Raw genomic sequence first — 14305 nt, 5'->3', positions numbered from 1 at the left:
GGAGCCTCCGGCGGGGATATTTGTGGCCAGAAGAAGCTACGGGGTCAGGCGAAGAGGCTGGCGAAGGGCAGGTAGGTGACGGGTGTGCCGGGGGTGATGGTGATTGCCTCGTGGGGGAGTTCGACGAGGCCGTCCGCCCAGCTGAGGCCTGAGATGCGGCCTGAGCCTTCGGAAGCAAAGGTTTCGACGCCGTCGGGGCCGAGGCGGGCGCGGAGGTATTCGCTGCGACCGGGCTTTTTGCGCTTGGTGAACGCGGCGGGCAATGTGAGGCGCGTGGGCTCTTGCCAGGGGCGGCCAGCCAATGCGTGGAGCGCCGGGCGCGCAAAGATCAGCGTGCAGACGAGCGCGGCGACGGGATTTCCCGGGAGGCCAAAGACAGGCGCGCCCTGCCATTGTCCCAGCGCCATCGGGCGCCCGGGTTTCAGCGCCAGCCGCCAGAGGTGCATCGCGCTGGTCTCTCTAAGCAGGGCGGACACGTGGTCCTCGTCCCCTGCGGAGGCGCCGCCGGAGGTGATCAACACGTCGGCCTGATCGGCGGCCTGATCGAAGGCGCTGCGCAGGGTGGCGCGGTCGTCGGGGATGATCCCGAGGTCGATGGGCGTCATGCCCCATCCGCGCACGACTTCGGCGAGCATCGGGCGGTTGGCGTCGAAGGTGCTCGTCGCGGGAGCGTCCGTGGCGGGATTGCAGAGCTCGTCGCCGGTGGACAGGATCGCGACCCGAAGCCACGCACGCACGGGGACGCTGGCTTGGCCAGTGGCCGAGAGCAGCGCGAGATCGGGGGCGGTGAGCTTGTGACCCGCGTCAAAGAGCGGCGCGCCGGCGGTGACGTCCTCCCCGGCGGGGCGCGCGTTTGCGCCGCGTTTGAGCGGGCCGTTGAAGGCCACCTCCCCCGCCGCAACGGCGCTGTCCTCTTGCAAGAGCACCGTGTCCACGCCGTCCGGCAGTGCGGCGCCGGTGAGGATGCGGATGGCGTGGCCGGGTGGGACCGATCCTCGGAAGGGCTGGCCGGCGGCGGCGCGGCCGGCCACCAGCGGCATGCGCTGCGGGCCGTCGCCCGCCGGGCCGGCAAAGCCGTAACCGTCGACCGCGCTGTTGGCGACGGGCGGATTGGCGCGCGGAGCGATCAGGTCCGTCGCCAGGATGCGCCCGCCAGCCTCGTGCGTGGACACCTCTGCCGCCTCGGTAATGGGATGCAGGTTCGCCTTGAGATGCGCGAGCGCCTGATCAACCGGCAGCCAATCGACGCCCGGCGGCAGGGCGAAACAATCGTCGCTGAGGCGCGGCGGCGCGGGGCGCAGCGCGTCGTTTAGCGCCTCCTCAAAGCCAAGGCCGAGGATCCACCCCTCCTCCGGCGCAGTGACATCGAGTATCTCGGCAAGCGCAGCATCATCCAGCCCGGCAAAAGCGCTGGCCATCAGCTGCACCTGCACCGCGTCCTTGATGCCGCCTTGGGTTGCCAGCGTCCGCTTGACAGCGGGATCGAGGAGGGACGGCCAAATCTCGGCAAGCGTGATGGGTGTGTCCTGCGTCTCGAACGGCCAGACGGCGATCTGGCCGGCAAAGCGGCGCCGGAGGCGCGCGAGCACGGGCAGCCCCATGAGCGTCTGCGAGCCGACGGACCCGGTGGTGAAAAGCTTCCAGACCGCAGAGGCGCCCTTGGCGATCTCCTCGACCCTGCGGCGCTCGGGGAAGGCGGAGGCGTAGCCGGCCTTGTTCGGGGCGAGATGCGCGTAGCTGTGTGACGGCGGGTGCCCCCAGAGGGGCCCTTGCCCGCCGAGCAAGCCATTGATTTCGTTCGCGACTTCAAAGCGGTTGTTGGTACTCGCGCTGTCGGTGATGCGTGCCTCGAGCCAATCCCAGACGGCAAACGGGTCGGCAGAGCCGGTAAGCGCCTCGGCAAAGCCGGCGGGGTATCCGAAGGGGAAATCGAAGCCGATCAACAGCTCTTGCCCCTCGGACAAGGCGCGCTCGATGCGCGCGGTCAACCAGTCCTCGGCGGTGATGCGGTTCTTGAGGTAAAGCGCCTCCCCGCCGTCCTCGCTGAGCCAGATGCGGTCGGGGCGGGGCTTGTCGATCGTGTCGCTGGCGGCGGACCAGTCGACCATGATCGTGGCACGTGTCACAGGCCCAGCTCGACGCGGATGAAGGCGGCGATGGCGGCGGTGTCGTCGAGGTGCAGGACCGGGACGGGTGCGCCGGGCTCCGAGTCGCTGGCGACGGCGCGGATGGTCGGGTCCTGGGGCGCGATCAGGGGCTGGCCTGTGGCGGCGCGGTGCGCCTCGATCTTGGGGTGGCCGGAGCGCTTGTAGCCCTCGATCAGCACCAGATCGACGGGCGCGAGACGCCCGAGCAGGTCCTTGAGAGGCGGCTCGGGCGCGCCGCGCAGCTCGGTCATCTGTGCGACACGCGTGCCAGAGGCGAGCAGCACTTCGGAGGCGCCCGCCTCGCGGTGGCGGTAGCTGTCACGCCCCGGATGATCGACGTCGAACCGGTGATGCGCGTGCTTGATGGTCGACACCGTCAGCCCCTCACCCACGAAATGCGCGACGAGCCGCTCCATCAGGCCGGTCTTTCCCGAGTTCTTCCACCCGGTCACGCCGTAGACCTTCTGCGTCATAGCAGCGACCGGGCGTGGGCCAGGTCCTCGGGCGTGTTCACGTTGAAAAACGCGGCATCGTCCGGGAAGGTCGCAGTGCCGGCGCCGTGTTTGTCGGTCCAGCGGACGACCTTGCGGAGACCGTCTTGGAGCGCGTCCTCGAGGTCGGCGCGCAGGGCAACGGGCCAGAGGCCGAACGTCGGGTGGCGGCCGTCCACGGTGGCCGCGAGGGCGAGGTCATTGCCCGTGGCTTGCAGCTGCGCGACGAGATCGGTCGGGAAGAAAGGCGTGTCGCCAGCGACGGTCACGATGTGGCGCGCCCCCTGCTCTGCTGCCCAGTCGAGGCCGGCAAGCACTCCGGCGAGAGGGCCGGGAAAATCGGGGAGCGTGTCGGCAACCACAGGCAGAGCGGTGTGCGCGAACCGGGCCGGATCGCCGTTGGCGTTGATCGCCATGCCGGAGACCTGAGGAGCAAGACGCTGCATCACGTGATCGAGGAGGGTTTGGCCACTCCCGAGTTCGAGCAAAGCCTTGTCGCCACCGCCCATGCGGGTGGCCTTGCCGCCGGCGAGGATGACGCCGAGGGGCTTGTCCGATGAGAGGCTCATGCGCGGGCGCTCTTGCGGCGGTGCTTGGGGTCTTCGGCGGCGACGGCGGCGGGGTCGGTGTCACGCACGAGACGCACCTCGCCGCTGAGGCAGACAAAGCGCTGACCGCGCAGACGCCCGATCAGTGTCAGGCCCACCTGCCGTGCGATGTCCACACCCCACGCGGTGAAGCCGGAGCGGGAGACCAGCGTCGGGATGCCCATGAGCGCGGTCTTGATGACCATCTCGGACGTGAGGCGCCCGGTGGTGTAGAGGACCTTGTCCCCGGCGGGGATGCCATGGCGCAGCATGTAGCCGGCGACCTTGTCGACCGCGTTGTGGCGACCCACATCCTCCATATAGATCAGTGGCTTATCGCTTTCGCAGAGCACCGTGCCGTGGATGGCGCCGGCGCTGAGGTAGAGCGACGGCAGGCGGTTGATCTGGTGCGAGAGGCTGTAGAGCCAGCTGGTGTGCACCGGTGTTTGCGGCAACTCGAGCCCTTCGAGCCCCTCCATCATGTCGCCGAAGACAGTGCCCACGGCGCATCCGCTGGTGCGGGTCTTTTTCTTGAGCTTGTCCTCGAAATCCGTGTGATCGGCAGTGCGCACCACGACGGTTTCGAGCTCTTCGTCGTAGTCGATGGCGGTGATCGTGTCGGCCTCGGACAGCATCCCCTGATTGCGCAGGTAACCGACGGCGAGGTACTCCGGGTAGTCGCCGATCGTCATCATGGTGACGATCTCTTGGCGGTTGAGGAACAGCGTCAGGGGGCGCTCTTCGACCACCGCGAGGGAGGTCTTAGCGCCGGTGTGGTCATACCCTTCGACCGCGCGGGTCAGGCCCACGGCGTCCGGGTCCGGCGCGATCCAAAGGGAGCTGTCCTCGGACTGCGCCACGCTCAACCCTCGGGCGAGAAGGCGTCGATGGCCACGGACTTGTCGTCGGCGTCGTCTTCGTAGAGCTCGCGCGTGCTGACACCCGGCAAGGCGCCGAACTGGTCCATCAGCTGCTTAGGGTAGAACGTCGTGCGGATGCTGCGCGTCTCGGGCAGGCGGCTGAGGATCGACGACGTGTGATTGGCGCAGAACGCCTGCGGCGCGGGGCCGTTTGCCTCGACCAGGCGGATGGCCTGTTCGGCGGAGGCGGCGGAGATCACCAGCCGCTGGATCACCACGTGATACGTCTCGCGCGCATGGGCGCGGGCGTAGAAATCCGCGTAATGCGGGGTGATCCCGTAGAGCACGTCGTTGCGCTCGGGCAGCGTCTCGTGCCGGACCGAACCTGCGGGGTCAAAGATCACCCGCTGCGAGGGCGCGTTTACCATCAGTGAGGTATGCGCGCCCGCCCCGGTGCGGTTGCTGATCATCGTGTAGAGCGTCAGCGCGGGCGGGCCGTCGTGGCGGTACGCCTTTTGCCGCATCACCGCGAGCGAGACGTCGTCGCGCGGCGCAGCGCAAGCCGCCAGCGCCGCCGGCAGCATCACGAGGAACGCCCGGCGTTTCATCAGCCGTTGACGAGCCCTGCAAAGATGATGATCCCGATCGAGACAACCGCGACCCAGACCGACCATTTGACGAAGCCGTCAAACGTCTTTTCCTGGGCGGTGATGTCCATTTCGCCGTGTTTGTGCTCTGCCATGGTCCTGGGCTCCCTGAGGCTGGGGTGGGTATGCAATCGCGTGCAGCTTTAGGCCATCTGCGGTGCGGTGTCACGCCGCCACACACCCTTTTGCGCGGGACGTTTGGTCTCAGGCGTTTGGTCTCAGGCTTCGGGCACTGGATCGGCGGTCAGACCGCGCGCGAGGCGGAAGCCGATGCGGTTCGGCTCGGAACGCTCGGGCGCCTTCGGCAGAGCCCGCAGCATGACGCTGAGCTGGCTGACGTGCTGCACCAGCTGAGTGCGCGCGCCGGTCGGGTCGGTGCCGGTGAAGGTGATGAGGTCGGGCTCGAAAAAGCCCATGCCTTCGATCCTGAGGATGCCGATGTCGCCGCCGGCAAAGCCCATCGCCACCTCTTGCTCGCCATCCAGCGTCTTTTCGAAGTTCTGGATGTAGAGGATCAGCCGTTCGTAGGCCCATTGCGCGGGGCTTTTGCGCGTGGGCTGCTGGCTCGCCTCCGTGTCCTGCCGCGTCTCGCCGCTTTCCGGGTCGCTGTCGAACTTGCGCCCGAGCACCGCGTTTTCGGCGGCTTCGGCGGAGGTCTGAATATCGGAGGCGCTCATGTCTCAGCCCTTTGTCTGGTAGAGCCAGGCGCCGTCGTCCCGGCGCGTCCGGCTCACATCGCCAAGGTGCCACAGGTGGGAACAATGCGCGACCGATTCCACCAGCGCGAGGCCGTATTCCGCCGGCCCGATGGTCCGTTTGAAAAGTGGGGCAAAGCACTCTCCGGCGGTCTTCGGGGTCCGCAGATGGTCCCGCAGGCGGTCGAGCGCCGTGTGGTGATTGTCCTCGAGCATCTGCATCCGCTTGGGCAGGCCGGTGAACGGCAGCTTGTGTCCCGGCAGGACGAGGTGCTGGCCCTGCGCAAAGGCGGCAAGGCGCTGGCAGCTGGCGATCCAGTCGGCGAGCGGGTCCGCCTCCGGCTCGGTCGGGTAGACGCCGATGTTGGGGCTGATCGTCGAGAGGATCTGATCGCCCGCCAGCACCAGGTCATCGCTCCAGAACGTCGCATGATCGGGCGCATGGCCGCCGCCCAGCCGCACCGTCCAGTCACGCCCGGCCATGTGCAGCGTGTCGCCCTCGCTCAGCCGGGTGAAGCCGAGCGGCATTTCGTGCACCCCGTCGGAAGTGTTGAACGGCCGCTCGTGTCGGCGCATCTCGAGCATGTCCGGGTCCATCCCGGCGCTCTGGTAAAAAGCGATGGCCTCGGGCGTGTAGCGCTCCTGCACGTCGAGCTTGAGCATCCGCGCCATCAGCCAGGCGGTGCGCGTCATGTGAAGCGCCGCGCCCCGCGCCTGGAACCAGCCGGCACAGCCGACGTGATCGAGGTGGTGGTGGGTGACAAAGACATGGGCGACGGGCCTGCCGCCGCAGACCTTACCCAGCGCGTGTTCCCAGAGGCCGACCATCTTTTTCGAGTGGAGGCCGGTGTCGATCACGCTCCAGCTGTCGCCATCGTCGAGGAGGTAGACATTGACGTGGTCGAGCTTCATCGGCAGCGGCAGGCGCAGCCAGATCACGCCGTCCGCCACCTCCTGCCAGGCGCCTTTTTCGGGCGGCTCGGGGAAGGGATACCTCAGGCCGCCCGCTTCGCTCATGCCGGGATCAGATCTGCGGTCTCGATGGCGTAGAGGTCCTCCGCCCCCGCGCGCGCCTCGGTCAAAAGGCCGACATGCTGCGGCAGGAGGCGGGTGATGTAGAGCCGGGCAAGCCGCGCCTCGGCGCTGTCCTTGCCACCCGCCACGGCTGCCTTGAGGTGGTAGAACCCGCCCAGCACACGCGCGAAGCCGTGCAGATACGGGACCGCGCCGCCGAAGCGGGCGTTGAGGTTGTCCTCACCCACCAGTGCCTCGGTCGTCTCGCGCAGCGTCTCGGTGGCTTGCCAGACGGGGCCGGCGAGCTCGGGGAACGCCTCGCGCGCGCCTTCGGCAAAGGCCTCGACCTCGTCGAGCAGCTTGTAGGCCGCCTCGCCACCGTCCATCATCTTGCGCCCGACAAGGTCCATAGCCTGGATGCCGTTGGTGCCTTCGTAGATCGCCGTGACGCGCACGTCGCGGGAAAACTGCGCGGCGCCGGTTTCCTCGATGAACCCCATGCCGCCGTGGACCTGCACGCCCATTTCGGAGACGCGCATGCCGGTCTCGGTCCCGAACGCCTTGGCAATGGGGGTCAGCAGAGCGGCTTGCGCGGTCCAGCCGGCGTCGCCGGTCGCGTTGCCGAGGTCGATCGCTTTGGCACAGGCGAGCGCGATGGCGCGGGCGGCAAAGATCTCGGCTTTCATCGTGGCGAGCATCCGGCGGACGTCGGCGTGGTCGAGGATGGTGCCTTCACCGCCATCGACAGGCGTCCGCCCTTGCTTGCGGTCCTGCGCGTAGGACAGCGCATGCTGGTATGCGCCTTCGGCGGCACCGATCCCCTGCCCGCCCACACCGAGACGCGCGTTGTTCATCATGGTGAACATCGCCTTCATCCCGCCATGCTCGGGCCCGACCAGCCAGCCGGTGGCGCCGTCGTACTGCATGACGGCGGTGGGCGAGCCGTGCAGGCCCATCTTGTGCTCGAGGCTGACGACCTTGAGGTCGTTGGCCACCCCCGGCGTGCCGTCCTCGCTCAGAAGGCGCTTCGGCACCATGAAGAGGCTGATCCCCTTGGTGCCCGGCTTGCCGTCCGGCAAACGCGCAAGCACCAGATGGCAGACGTTCTCGGTAAAGTCGTTGTCGCCCCAGGAGATGTAGATTTTTTGCCCGGTGATCGCGTAGGTCCCGTCGCCGTTCGGCACGGCCTTGGTCCTGAGCGCGCCGACGTCGCTGCCCGCCTGCGGCTCGGTCAGGTTCATCGTCCCGGACCATTCCCCCGAAATCAGCTTGGGCAGGTAGAGCGCCTTCAGCTCATCGCTCGCGTGGTGCTCCAGCGCCTCGATCTGGCCTTGCGTCATCAGCGGGTTGAGTTGGAGCGAGAGGCACGCCGCCGCCATCATCTCGTTCACCGCCGTGGTCACGGTCATCGGCAGGCCCATGCCGCCGTGTTCGGGGTCCGCCGCAATTGCGACCCAGCCGCCTTCGGCGATGGCCTTGTAGCCCTCGGCATAGCCGGGCGAGGTGCGCACGATGCCGTTCTCGAGCACCGCTGGGTGCAGATCACCGGGACGTTGAAGCGGTGCAAGCACCTCCTCGCACATCTTGCCAGCCTCCCCGAGGATCGCGGCAACGACGTCGTCCGTGGCATCGGCGTACCGCTCCGTCGCGGTCACGTCCTCTAGGCCGACCACGTGGTCGAACAGGAATCGGTATTGGTCCACGGGGGCGCGGTAGGCCATGTCTGTCACCTCATCAAATGCGTCTCGCGCGCCTTGCGCGGGCAAGGCACGGCGCGTAGGTCGAAATCTGACAAACATGGTAAGCACCCGGCTGCAACCTTCAAACGCAACGCCACGTCACGGGAGGGCAGCGTGCCAAAAACGCAAGTCATGCACCCCGATGCGGCGGGCCTGAGCGCGGCGGCAGAGCTGCTGCGCAGCGGGGCGCTGGTGGCCTTCCCGACGGAGACGGTCTACGGCCTCGGCGCGGATGCAACGCAAGGCGCGGCGGTTGCGGGGATTTACGCGGCCAAGGGGCGCCCGAGCTTCAACCCCTTGATCGTGCACGTGCCGGATGCAGCGAGCGCCCGACGTTATGTCACATGGTGCGACACGGCAGAGGCGCTGGCAAAGGCATTCTGGCCCGGTCCCATGACGCTGGTGCTGCCATTGAAGGAAGGCCACGGGATCGACCCGCTGGTGACGGCGGGGCTCGAGACGCTGGCGATCCGGGTGCCCGCCGCGCCGCTCGCGCAAGCCCTGCTAAGGGAGGCCGACGTGCCCGTCGCCGCGCCATCGGCCAATCCTTCGGGGCGCATTTCGCCCACGACGGCGGCGCATGTGCTGGCAGGTCTCGACGGCAGGATCGCCGCGGTCCTCGATGGAGGACCATGCGAGGTCGGCCTTGAATCGAGCATCTTTGCCGTGGGACCCCCGGTGCAGGTGCTGCGCGCGGGGCATGTGACGGTGGAAGACGTCGAGCATGTTCTTGGGGAGAAACCTATGCCGTCCGTCTCACCTGGTATCACAGCGCCCGGCCAACTTGCCTCGCATTACGCCCCCAAGGCGCAGCTGCGGCTCAATGCGACCTGGGCCAAAGACAAAGAGACCCTAATCGGCTTCGGCAATGTCGAAGGCGACATGACCCTGTCCGCGTCGGGTGATCTGGTGGAAGCGGCGGCCACGCTCTTTGCCCTGCTGCATCAACTCGATGCGCGCGGCGTGACACGGGCGGCAGTGGCTCCCATCCCGGACGAAGGGCTTGGAATCGCGATCAACGACCGTCTGCGCCGGGCTGCTGCACCTCGGGACGCAGTTTAGATTGAGCGGAATTTATTTTATCCAACAGTGCTTAAACCAGAGCACCTGCCTGACAGGCACTGTCAGGCCGCGCCGACCCGCCCCCATGGGGCGGCGCGATTGCGCCACCCCTCGGGACGGCGCGTGCATTTCTGTTTCTCATTTGCATAAGCCGCGGCTGCCTCTCAATTCGGACGCGACGCACCCGATCCCAGGTTAAGCCCGTCGATCCCCAGTACCCGCATCGCGGCGCCGTATTTCTCGCCATCGGGCAGATCGAACAGCATGTCCGCAGGCGCCTCGGCCACCAGCCACCCGTCCTGCTGGATTTCGTTCTCGAGCTGGCCCGGCGACCAGCCGGCATAGCCCAGCGCGATCAGGCTCCGCTCCGGTCCATGCCCCGCGCCGATGTCGCGCAAAACGTCGAGCGTCGAGGTCATGCGCAGATCGCCCGCAATCTCGGCCACGGGCGCGTCCGTCGCGTATGTCCCGTCAAAGAGCACGAAGCCGCGCGTCACCTCCACCGGACCGCCAAAGTGCAGCGCGTGATCGTCGCGCACGCCCCGGTCTGGCAATTCCAGCTGCGCCAGCATCTCCTTGAGACGCGCGCCCTCCGCGGGCTTGTTCACGATCAGGCCCATCGCGCCATCCTCGGAATGCGCGACGATCAGCACCACCGCCTTCTCGAACCGCGGATCCGGCATCGACGGCATCGCGATCAGCACCTGCCCGGTGAGGTCCAGAGAAGAGGTCGTGGCAGCCATGGCAAAAGGATGGGCACCGCCACGGAGGATTGCAAGGCGCGCCGCACATGAGCAAATCGTGAGTTGGCCTCGGCGCGCGGATCCGGCATTCAGGCGGCATGACCCGGCTCATGCCCCTCCTTGTGACCCTTTTCGCGGCGCTCGCGTTGGCGCTGCCTGCGAGCCGTGCCGCTGCCAAAGACGGCCTCGATAGCGTCCTCACGGCCAAGGTGCTGCCCGGCTGGCGGATGCAATCCGGCGTGCATGTGGCCGGGCTTGCCCTGACGCTCGAGCCGGGGTGGAAGACTTACTGGCGCGTGCCGGGAGAGGCGGGCATCCCGCCCAAATTCACATGGCGCGGCTCGGGCAATCTCGCCGGGATCGAGGTCGTCTGGCCGACGCCCATCGTCTTTGACCAACTCGGCACGCAATCGGTCGGCTACAAGGGCCGCGTCGTGCTGCCGCTGCGCCTGCGCGCGCAAGACGCTCGCGCGCCCGTCCGTCTGCGCGGCAAGGTGGTCATGGGGGTCTGCCGCGACATCTGCATCCCCGTCTCTTTCAAGATCGACACCACGCTCGCGCCTGCTGGGACACGGGACGCTGCGATCGTCGCGGCGCTTGTCGACCGGCCTCTGTCCGCGCGTGAGGCGGGCGTGCGCAGCGCGACCTGCCGCATCCGCCCGATCGAGGGCGGCGTGCGGGTCGATGCGCAGCTCGCCCTCCCCCCTACTGGCACGAAAGAGGCGGTGGTGATCGAGGCCGCCGACCCGCAGCTCTACATCGGGCAGGCCAAGACTGCGCGCGACGGGGACACGCTCAGCGCCAGTGCCAAGGTCTACCACGTGGACGGCGGCGCCTTTGCCCTCTCGCGCGAGGCGCTGCGGTTCACCGTGATCGGCAGCCGGCACGCGGCCGACATCGCAGGCTGCAGCGCAGGCTAGGCCCTTACGCGGCCGCCCGCGCCGGGCGGACGAGCACCATCGCCAGCGCGTAGGCCGCAAGGCAGAGCACCGCCAGCCCCGCGGCAAAGAGCGCCACCGCCCCCGTCATCGCCATCCCGGCAAAGGCTAGCGGCGCCAGCGCCTGAGGCAGCGCGCCCGTAACCAGCGTCCAGCCCAGCGTCAGCCCCGCCCAAACCGCGACCAGGAGGCTCACGGCCTGCATGAATCGCCGCGCCGGCGCCGCCCGGAAACGGAGCGAGCGCTGGTAGCTCTGCCGCAGATGCTGCACGTCCTCCTGCATCGCCACCAGCGACGGCACGACCAGCAGCACCAGCAGCATCCCAAAACCCAAGCCGTAGATCAGCGTGATCACCGTGGGTTTGAGGAACTGCGCCTGCACCGACCCTTCGGAGAGCAGAGGCATCAGCCCGAGCACCGTCGTCGCTGTCGTCAGCATCACCGGGCGCAGGCGGTCCACCGCCCCGTCGATGATCGACGGAATCAGCGCGCGGTCCTTGGCGTATTGGTCGATCTGGGTGATCAGCACGATGCTGTCGTTGATGATGATCCCGGTCATGCCCAAAAGGCCGACCACCGTGAACATGCTCAGCGGCACCTCGTGGAAATGATGCCCCCATATGGTGCCCACAAGGCCAAACGGGATGATCGCCATCACCACGATGGGGCGCGACCAGCTGGCAAAGACCCAGGCGAGCACAAGGTAAATCCCCGTCAGGCACAGGATCAGCCCCAGCTGCGCATCGGCGAGGAACTGGTCCTCCTGCTCGCTCAGCCCGGCCAGGATGTACTCGACCTGGTTCTCCTCCGCGATGCGCGGCAGGATGTCGTTCGTGAGCATCTCCTGGATCTCGGTGGCGCGCGCCGGGTCGTCTTCGGAGATGTCGCCGGTCACCGACACGATCTGCAGACCGTTTTCGCGCCTCACGGTCGAAAAACCTGTCCGCCGCTCCACGCTCACGATGTCCGCCAGCGGCACGTAAGAGCCCGAAGCACTGCGCATCTGCGTGCGTTCGAGGAAGTCCGCGGTAAGCTCACCCGCGGGGAGCTCAACACGGATGGTCGCAGACCGGGGACCCAGCGGATAGGTCGCTGCCTCGATCCCGCCAAGCCGGTGCCGCAGCACTGTGCCAAGCCCGTCGATGGTAAAGCCCAGCGCCTGACCCTGCGGGGTCAGCTCGAGGATCAACTCCTCTTTGTCGTAAGCCAGATCGTCCTCGACGGCGGAGACCTCGGGGAACTGGCTCAACGCCTCTTGCAGCGCGATGGAGGCGCCTTTCAGCGTGTCCGCATCCGCGCCATAGAACTGCACGTCGAGCGCGTCACCGCCCGGTCCCTGCCGCCATCCGCGGAAGCTGACCGTTTCGACGAGCGGCAAGCGACGCACCTCGTCCTGCAGCTCGCCCACGAACTGGAAGGCCGAGTATTCCGGCCGCAGGTCGGCATCGATCAGCTCGATGGAGATACCGCCCAGAAGGTCCGCCGACTTGGTGTCCGTCCCGGCGAGCCCGCGCCCAGCATTGCCGCCGATCTCGGCAATGACAAAGTCGAGCGGGTTGCGGCCATACCGCTCTTCGTACTGCGCCGCGAGCGCATCCGTGGCGCGCTGCATCTCACGCATCATGGCTTGCGTGTCCTCGCGCGTCGCGCCCTCCACCATCGCAAAGTTGCCGGTGACAGACGAGCGCTCGGGCGCGTTGAAGAACCGCCACTGGACCGAGCCGTCGATAAAGAGCGCGACCTGGCTTGCCAGCACCGCAATCGTCCCCGCCAGCACCGCGTAGCGCGCGCGGATCACCAGCGCCATGAAGGGGCGGAAGCCGCGCTCGCGCACCCATTCGAATCCCCGGTTCACCACCCGCGACGGCACGTCGTACCAGCGCTCCCTCGCCGAAGCGGCCAGCGCGTGCGCCATGTGGTTAGGCAAGATCAGGAAGCACTCCACGAGGCTCGCGATCAGCACCACGATCACAGTAAACGGGATGTCGGCGATAAGGTCTCCGAACCTGCCCCCAACGGCCACCAGCCCGAAGAACGCGATGATCGTCGTGAGCGTGGCGGAAAAGACCGGCAACGCCATGCGGCGCGCCGCGTTCTCGGCAGCCAGCATCGGCGGCTCCTTGAGGTGGCGGTAGCGCCAGTCGGAGTGCTCGCCCACCACAATGGCATCATCGACCACGATCCCCAGCGTGATGATCAGCGCAAAGAGCGAGATCATGTTGAACGTGATCCCGGCCACGTACATCAGCGCCACGGCGGCAAACATCGCCGTCGGGATGCCCGCCGCGACCCAGAACGCCGTGCGCGCGTTGAGGAAGAGGAAGAGCAGCAGCACCACAAGCCCAAGCCCTTGCAGGCCGTTTTCCAGCAGCATGTCGAGCCGGCCCGAGATCGCTTCGGCCCGCGTGCGGATCAGCGAGACCTCGACCCCCTCGGGCAAGGTCAGTGCCATCTCGTCGGCAACTTCCTGCACCGTCACCTGAATGCCGATGGCGTCACCCTGATCCGAGCGGTCCACCCGGATCGAAATCGCCGGCTCCTCGCCTACGAAATACGAGCGGTCCCGGTCGATGCCGAAGACGCGCACCGTGGCGATGTCACCCACCGTCAGCTTGGACCCGTCCGGGTTCGAGCGCAGCACGATGCCCGCGATCTGGTCCGCGCTCCGCTTTTCGACGCCCGTGCGTACGCGCGTGTTGGTGCCCTCGACGTCGCCCGCCGGGTCCGCGTCCACCTCCGAGGCGATGGCGTCTGCGATCTCGCGCATCGTGATGTCGAACGCGATCAGCCGCGACGAGGGCACTTCGATCACCGTTTCCGGCGCAGCCAGCCCGCGGATGGTGGTGCGCGTGACCCCGGCGGCAAAAAGGCGCGCGGTGAATTCGTCGGCGAACCGGCCCAGCTGCTCGACCCCCACGGGGCCGGTGATCACGACGTCGGTGACCCTGTCCCGCCAAGCACCGCGGCGCACCGTCGGATCGTCCGCCTCCACCGGCAGGTTCGAAACCTGATCGACGGCGGCCTGCACATCGTCACCCGCACGGGACATGTCCCAGCCCGGCTCGAACTCCAGCCGGATCGAGGCGCTGCCCTCCCGGCTGGTCGAGGCCGCGCTTTCGACCCCTTCGACAGCCAGCAAGGCGGGTTCGAGGAGCTGAACGATCCCGCGGTCCACGTCCTCGGCCCCCGCGCCGTCCCAGCGCACGTTGACCGACACGTTGTCGACGATCACGTCGGGAAAGAACTGCGCCCGCATGTTGGGAAAGGCCACGGCCCCCGCCGCCAGCATCAGCACCAGCAGCAGATTGGCCAGCGTCCGGTGGCGCGTCAGGTAACCGAGGATACCCTTTGGCGGCGGCAGATCGCGGGTGGTGGCCATGGC

General features: G+C 67.6%; 13 protein-coding genes. 2 read left to right on the top strand and 11 right to left on the bottom strand.

All coding sequences use genetic code 11. The annotated features are described in order from the left end of the window. Positions 1-44: 44 nt before the first annotated feature. The 9 genes from ACU0B3_RS12565 to ACU0B3_RS12525 form a co-directional block, all read right to left on the bottom strand. Positions 45-2126 carry a molybdopterin-binding protein gene (locus tag ACU0B3_RS12565; protein WP_446261202.1) on the bottom strand — a complete coding sequence of 694 codons (2082 nt, stop codon included), beginning with the start codon at positions 2124-2126 and terminating at the stop codon, positions 45-47. After that, positions 2123-2620: a molybdopterin-guanine dinucleotide biosynthesis protein B gene (gene mobB / locus ACU0B3_RS12560; protein ID WP_446261201.1), complete on the bottom strand. Its 498-nt coding sequence runs from the start codon at positions 2618-2620 to the stop codon at positions 2123-2125. Before mobB ends, ACU0B3_RS12565 begins: the two co-directional genes overlap by 4 nt. Continuing rightward, a complete protein-coding gene (gene mobA / locus ACU0B3_RS12555) occupies positions 2617-3207 on the bottom strand; it encodes a molybdenum cofactor guanylyltransferase MobA (RefSeq protein ID WP_446261200.1) in 591 nt (196 codons plus the stop codon). The genes mobB and mobA overlap by 4 nt, the downstream gene beginning before the upstream one ends. Continuing rightward, the gene (locus tag ACU0B3_RS12550) at positions 3204-4085 is read right to left on the bottom strand and encodes a formate dehydrogenase accessory sulfurtransferase FdhD (RefSeq protein WP_446261199.1); all 882 of its coding nucleotides are present in this window, start codon (positions 4083-4085) and stop codon (positions 3204-3206) included. The genes mobA and ACU0B3_RS12550 overlap by 4 nt, the downstream gene beginning before the upstream one ends. 2 nt (positions 4086-4087) lie before the next feature. Further along, positions 4088-4693: a hypothetical protein gene (locus ACU0B3_RS12545; protein WP_446261198.1), complete on the bottom strand. Its 606-nt coding sequence runs from the start codon at positions 4691-4693 to the stop codon at positions 4088-4090. Further along, positions 4693-4827 (bottom strand): aa3-type cytochrome c oxidase subunit IV, encoded by a 135-nt coding sequence (locus ACU0B3_RS12540; protein ID WP_446261197.1) that lies wholly within the window; start codon positions 4825-4827, stop codon positions 4693-4695. The genes ACU0B3_RS12545 and ACU0B3_RS12540 overlap by 1 nt, the downstream gene beginning before the upstream one ends. A gap of 123 nt (positions 4828-4950) precedes the next feature. Further along, positions 4951-5409 (bottom strand): hypothetical protein, encoded by a 459-nt coding sequence (locus tag ACU0B3_RS12535; RefSeq protein WP_446261196.1) that lies wholly within the window; start codon positions 5407-5409, stop codon positions 4951-4953. Positions 5410-5412: 3 nt separating this feature from the next. Then, complete coding sequence (locus ACU0B3_RS12530) at positions 5413-6444, bottom strand: MBL fold metallo-hydrolase (protein WP_446261195.1); 1032 nt, start codon at positions 6442-6444, stop codon at positions 5413-5415. Next, entirely contained in the window at positions 6441-8162 is a 1722-nt protein-coding gene (locus ACU0B3_RS12525; RefSeq protein WP_446261194.1) for an acyl-CoA dehydrogenase, read from the bottom strand. The genes ACU0B3_RS12530 and ACU0B3_RS12525 overlap by 4 nt, the downstream gene beginning before the upstream one ends. 150 nt (positions 8163-8312) lie before the next feature. On the opposite strand from ACU0B3_RS12525, the gene ACU0B3_RS12520 reads away from it, so the two are divergent. Next, a complete protein-coding gene (locus ACU0B3_RS12520; RefSeq protein WP_446261457.1) occupies positions 8313-9242 on the top strand; it encodes an L-threonylcarbamoyladenylate synthase in 930 nt (309 codons plus the stop codon). Positions 9243-9406: 164 nt separating this feature from the next. Here ACU0B3_RS12520 and ACU0B3_RS12515 read toward each other — a convergent pair whose 3' ends face one another. Next, complete coding sequence (locus tag ACU0B3_RS12515; RefSeq protein WP_446261193.1) at positions 9407-9985, bottom strand: YqgE/AlgH family protein; 579 nt, start codon at positions 9983-9985, stop codon at positions 9407-9409. Positions 9986-10083: 98 nt separating this feature from the next. Between ACU0B3_RS12515 and ACU0B3_RS12510 the strand changes: the two genes are divergently transcribed. Continuing rightward, positions 10084-10905 (top strand): protein-disulfide reductase DsbD domain-containing protein, encoded by an 822-nt coding sequence (locus tag ACU0B3_RS12510; protein ID WP_446261192.1) that lies wholly within the window; start codon positions 10084-10086, stop codon positions 10903-10905. A gap of 4 nt (positions 10906-10909) precedes the next feature. Here ACU0B3_RS12510 and ACU0B3_RS12505 read toward each other — a convergent pair whose 3' ends face one another. Beyond that, positions 10910-14302, bottom strand: a complete 3393-nt coding sequence (locus ACU0B3_RS12505; RefSeq protein WP_446261191.1) for an efflux RND transporter permease subunit — start codon at positions 14300-14302, stop codon at positions 10910-10912. Between the last annotated feature and the right edge of the window lie 3 nt (positions 14303-14305).

The organism is Pseudaestuariivita sp., assembly GCF_052825805.1.
Note: the sequence above shows the minus strand (reverse complement) of the source record. Positions and strands in the feature narration are given on the sequence as shown.

What these genes read in the sequence shown, in the direction of transcription:
- ACU0B3_RS12515 (WP_446261193.1), bottom strand. Translation starts at nt 9,985, where the DNA reads ATGGCTGCCACGACCTCTTCTCTGGACCTCACCGGGCAGGTGCTGATC.
- ACU0B3_RS12525 (WP_446261194.1), bottom strand. Translation starts at nt 8,162, where the DNA reads ATGGCCTACCGCGCCCCCGTGGACCAATACCGATTCCTGTTCGACCAC.
- ACU0B3_RS12540 (WP_446261197.1), bottom strand. Translation starts at nt 4,827, where the DNA reads ATGGCAGAGCACAAACACGGCGAAATGGACATCACCGCCCAGGAAAAG.
- mobB (WP_446261201.1), bottom strand. Translation starts at nt 2,620, where the DNA reads ATGACGCAGAAGGTCTACGGCGTGACCGGGTGGAAGAACTCGGGAAAG.
- ACU0B3_RS12505 (WP_446261191.1), bottom strand. Translation starts at nt 14,302, where the DNA reads ATGGCCACCACCCGCGATCTGCCGCCGCCAAAGGGTATCCTCGGTTAC.
- mobA (WP_446261200.1), bottom strand. Translation starts at nt 3,207, where the DNA reads ATGAGCCTCTCATCGGACAAGCCCCTCGGCGTCATCCTCGCCGGCGGC.
- ACU0B3_RS12535 (WP_446261196.1), bottom strand. Translation starts at nt 5,409, where the DNA reads ATGAGCGCCTCCGATATTCAGACCTCCGCCGAAGCCGCCGAAAACGCG.
- ACU0B3_RS12530 (WP_446261195.1), bottom strand. Translation starts at nt 6,444, where the DNA reads ATGAGCGAAGCGGGCGGCCTGAGGTATCCCTTCCCCGAGCCGCCCGAA.
- ACU0B3_RS12520 (WP_446261457.1), top strand. Translation starts at nt 8,313, where the DNA reads ATGCACCCCGATGCGGCGGGCCTGAGCGCGGCGGCAGAGCTGCTGCGC.
- ACU0B3_RS12510 (WP_446261192.1), top strand. Translation starts at nt 10,084, where the DNA reads ATGACCCGGCTCATGCCCCTCCTTGTGACCCTTTTCGCGGCGCTCGCG.
- ACU0B3_RS12545 (WP_446261198.1), bottom strand. Translation starts at nt 4,693, where the DNA reads ATGAAACGCCGGGCGTTCCTCGTGATGCTGCCGGCGGCGCTGGCGGCT.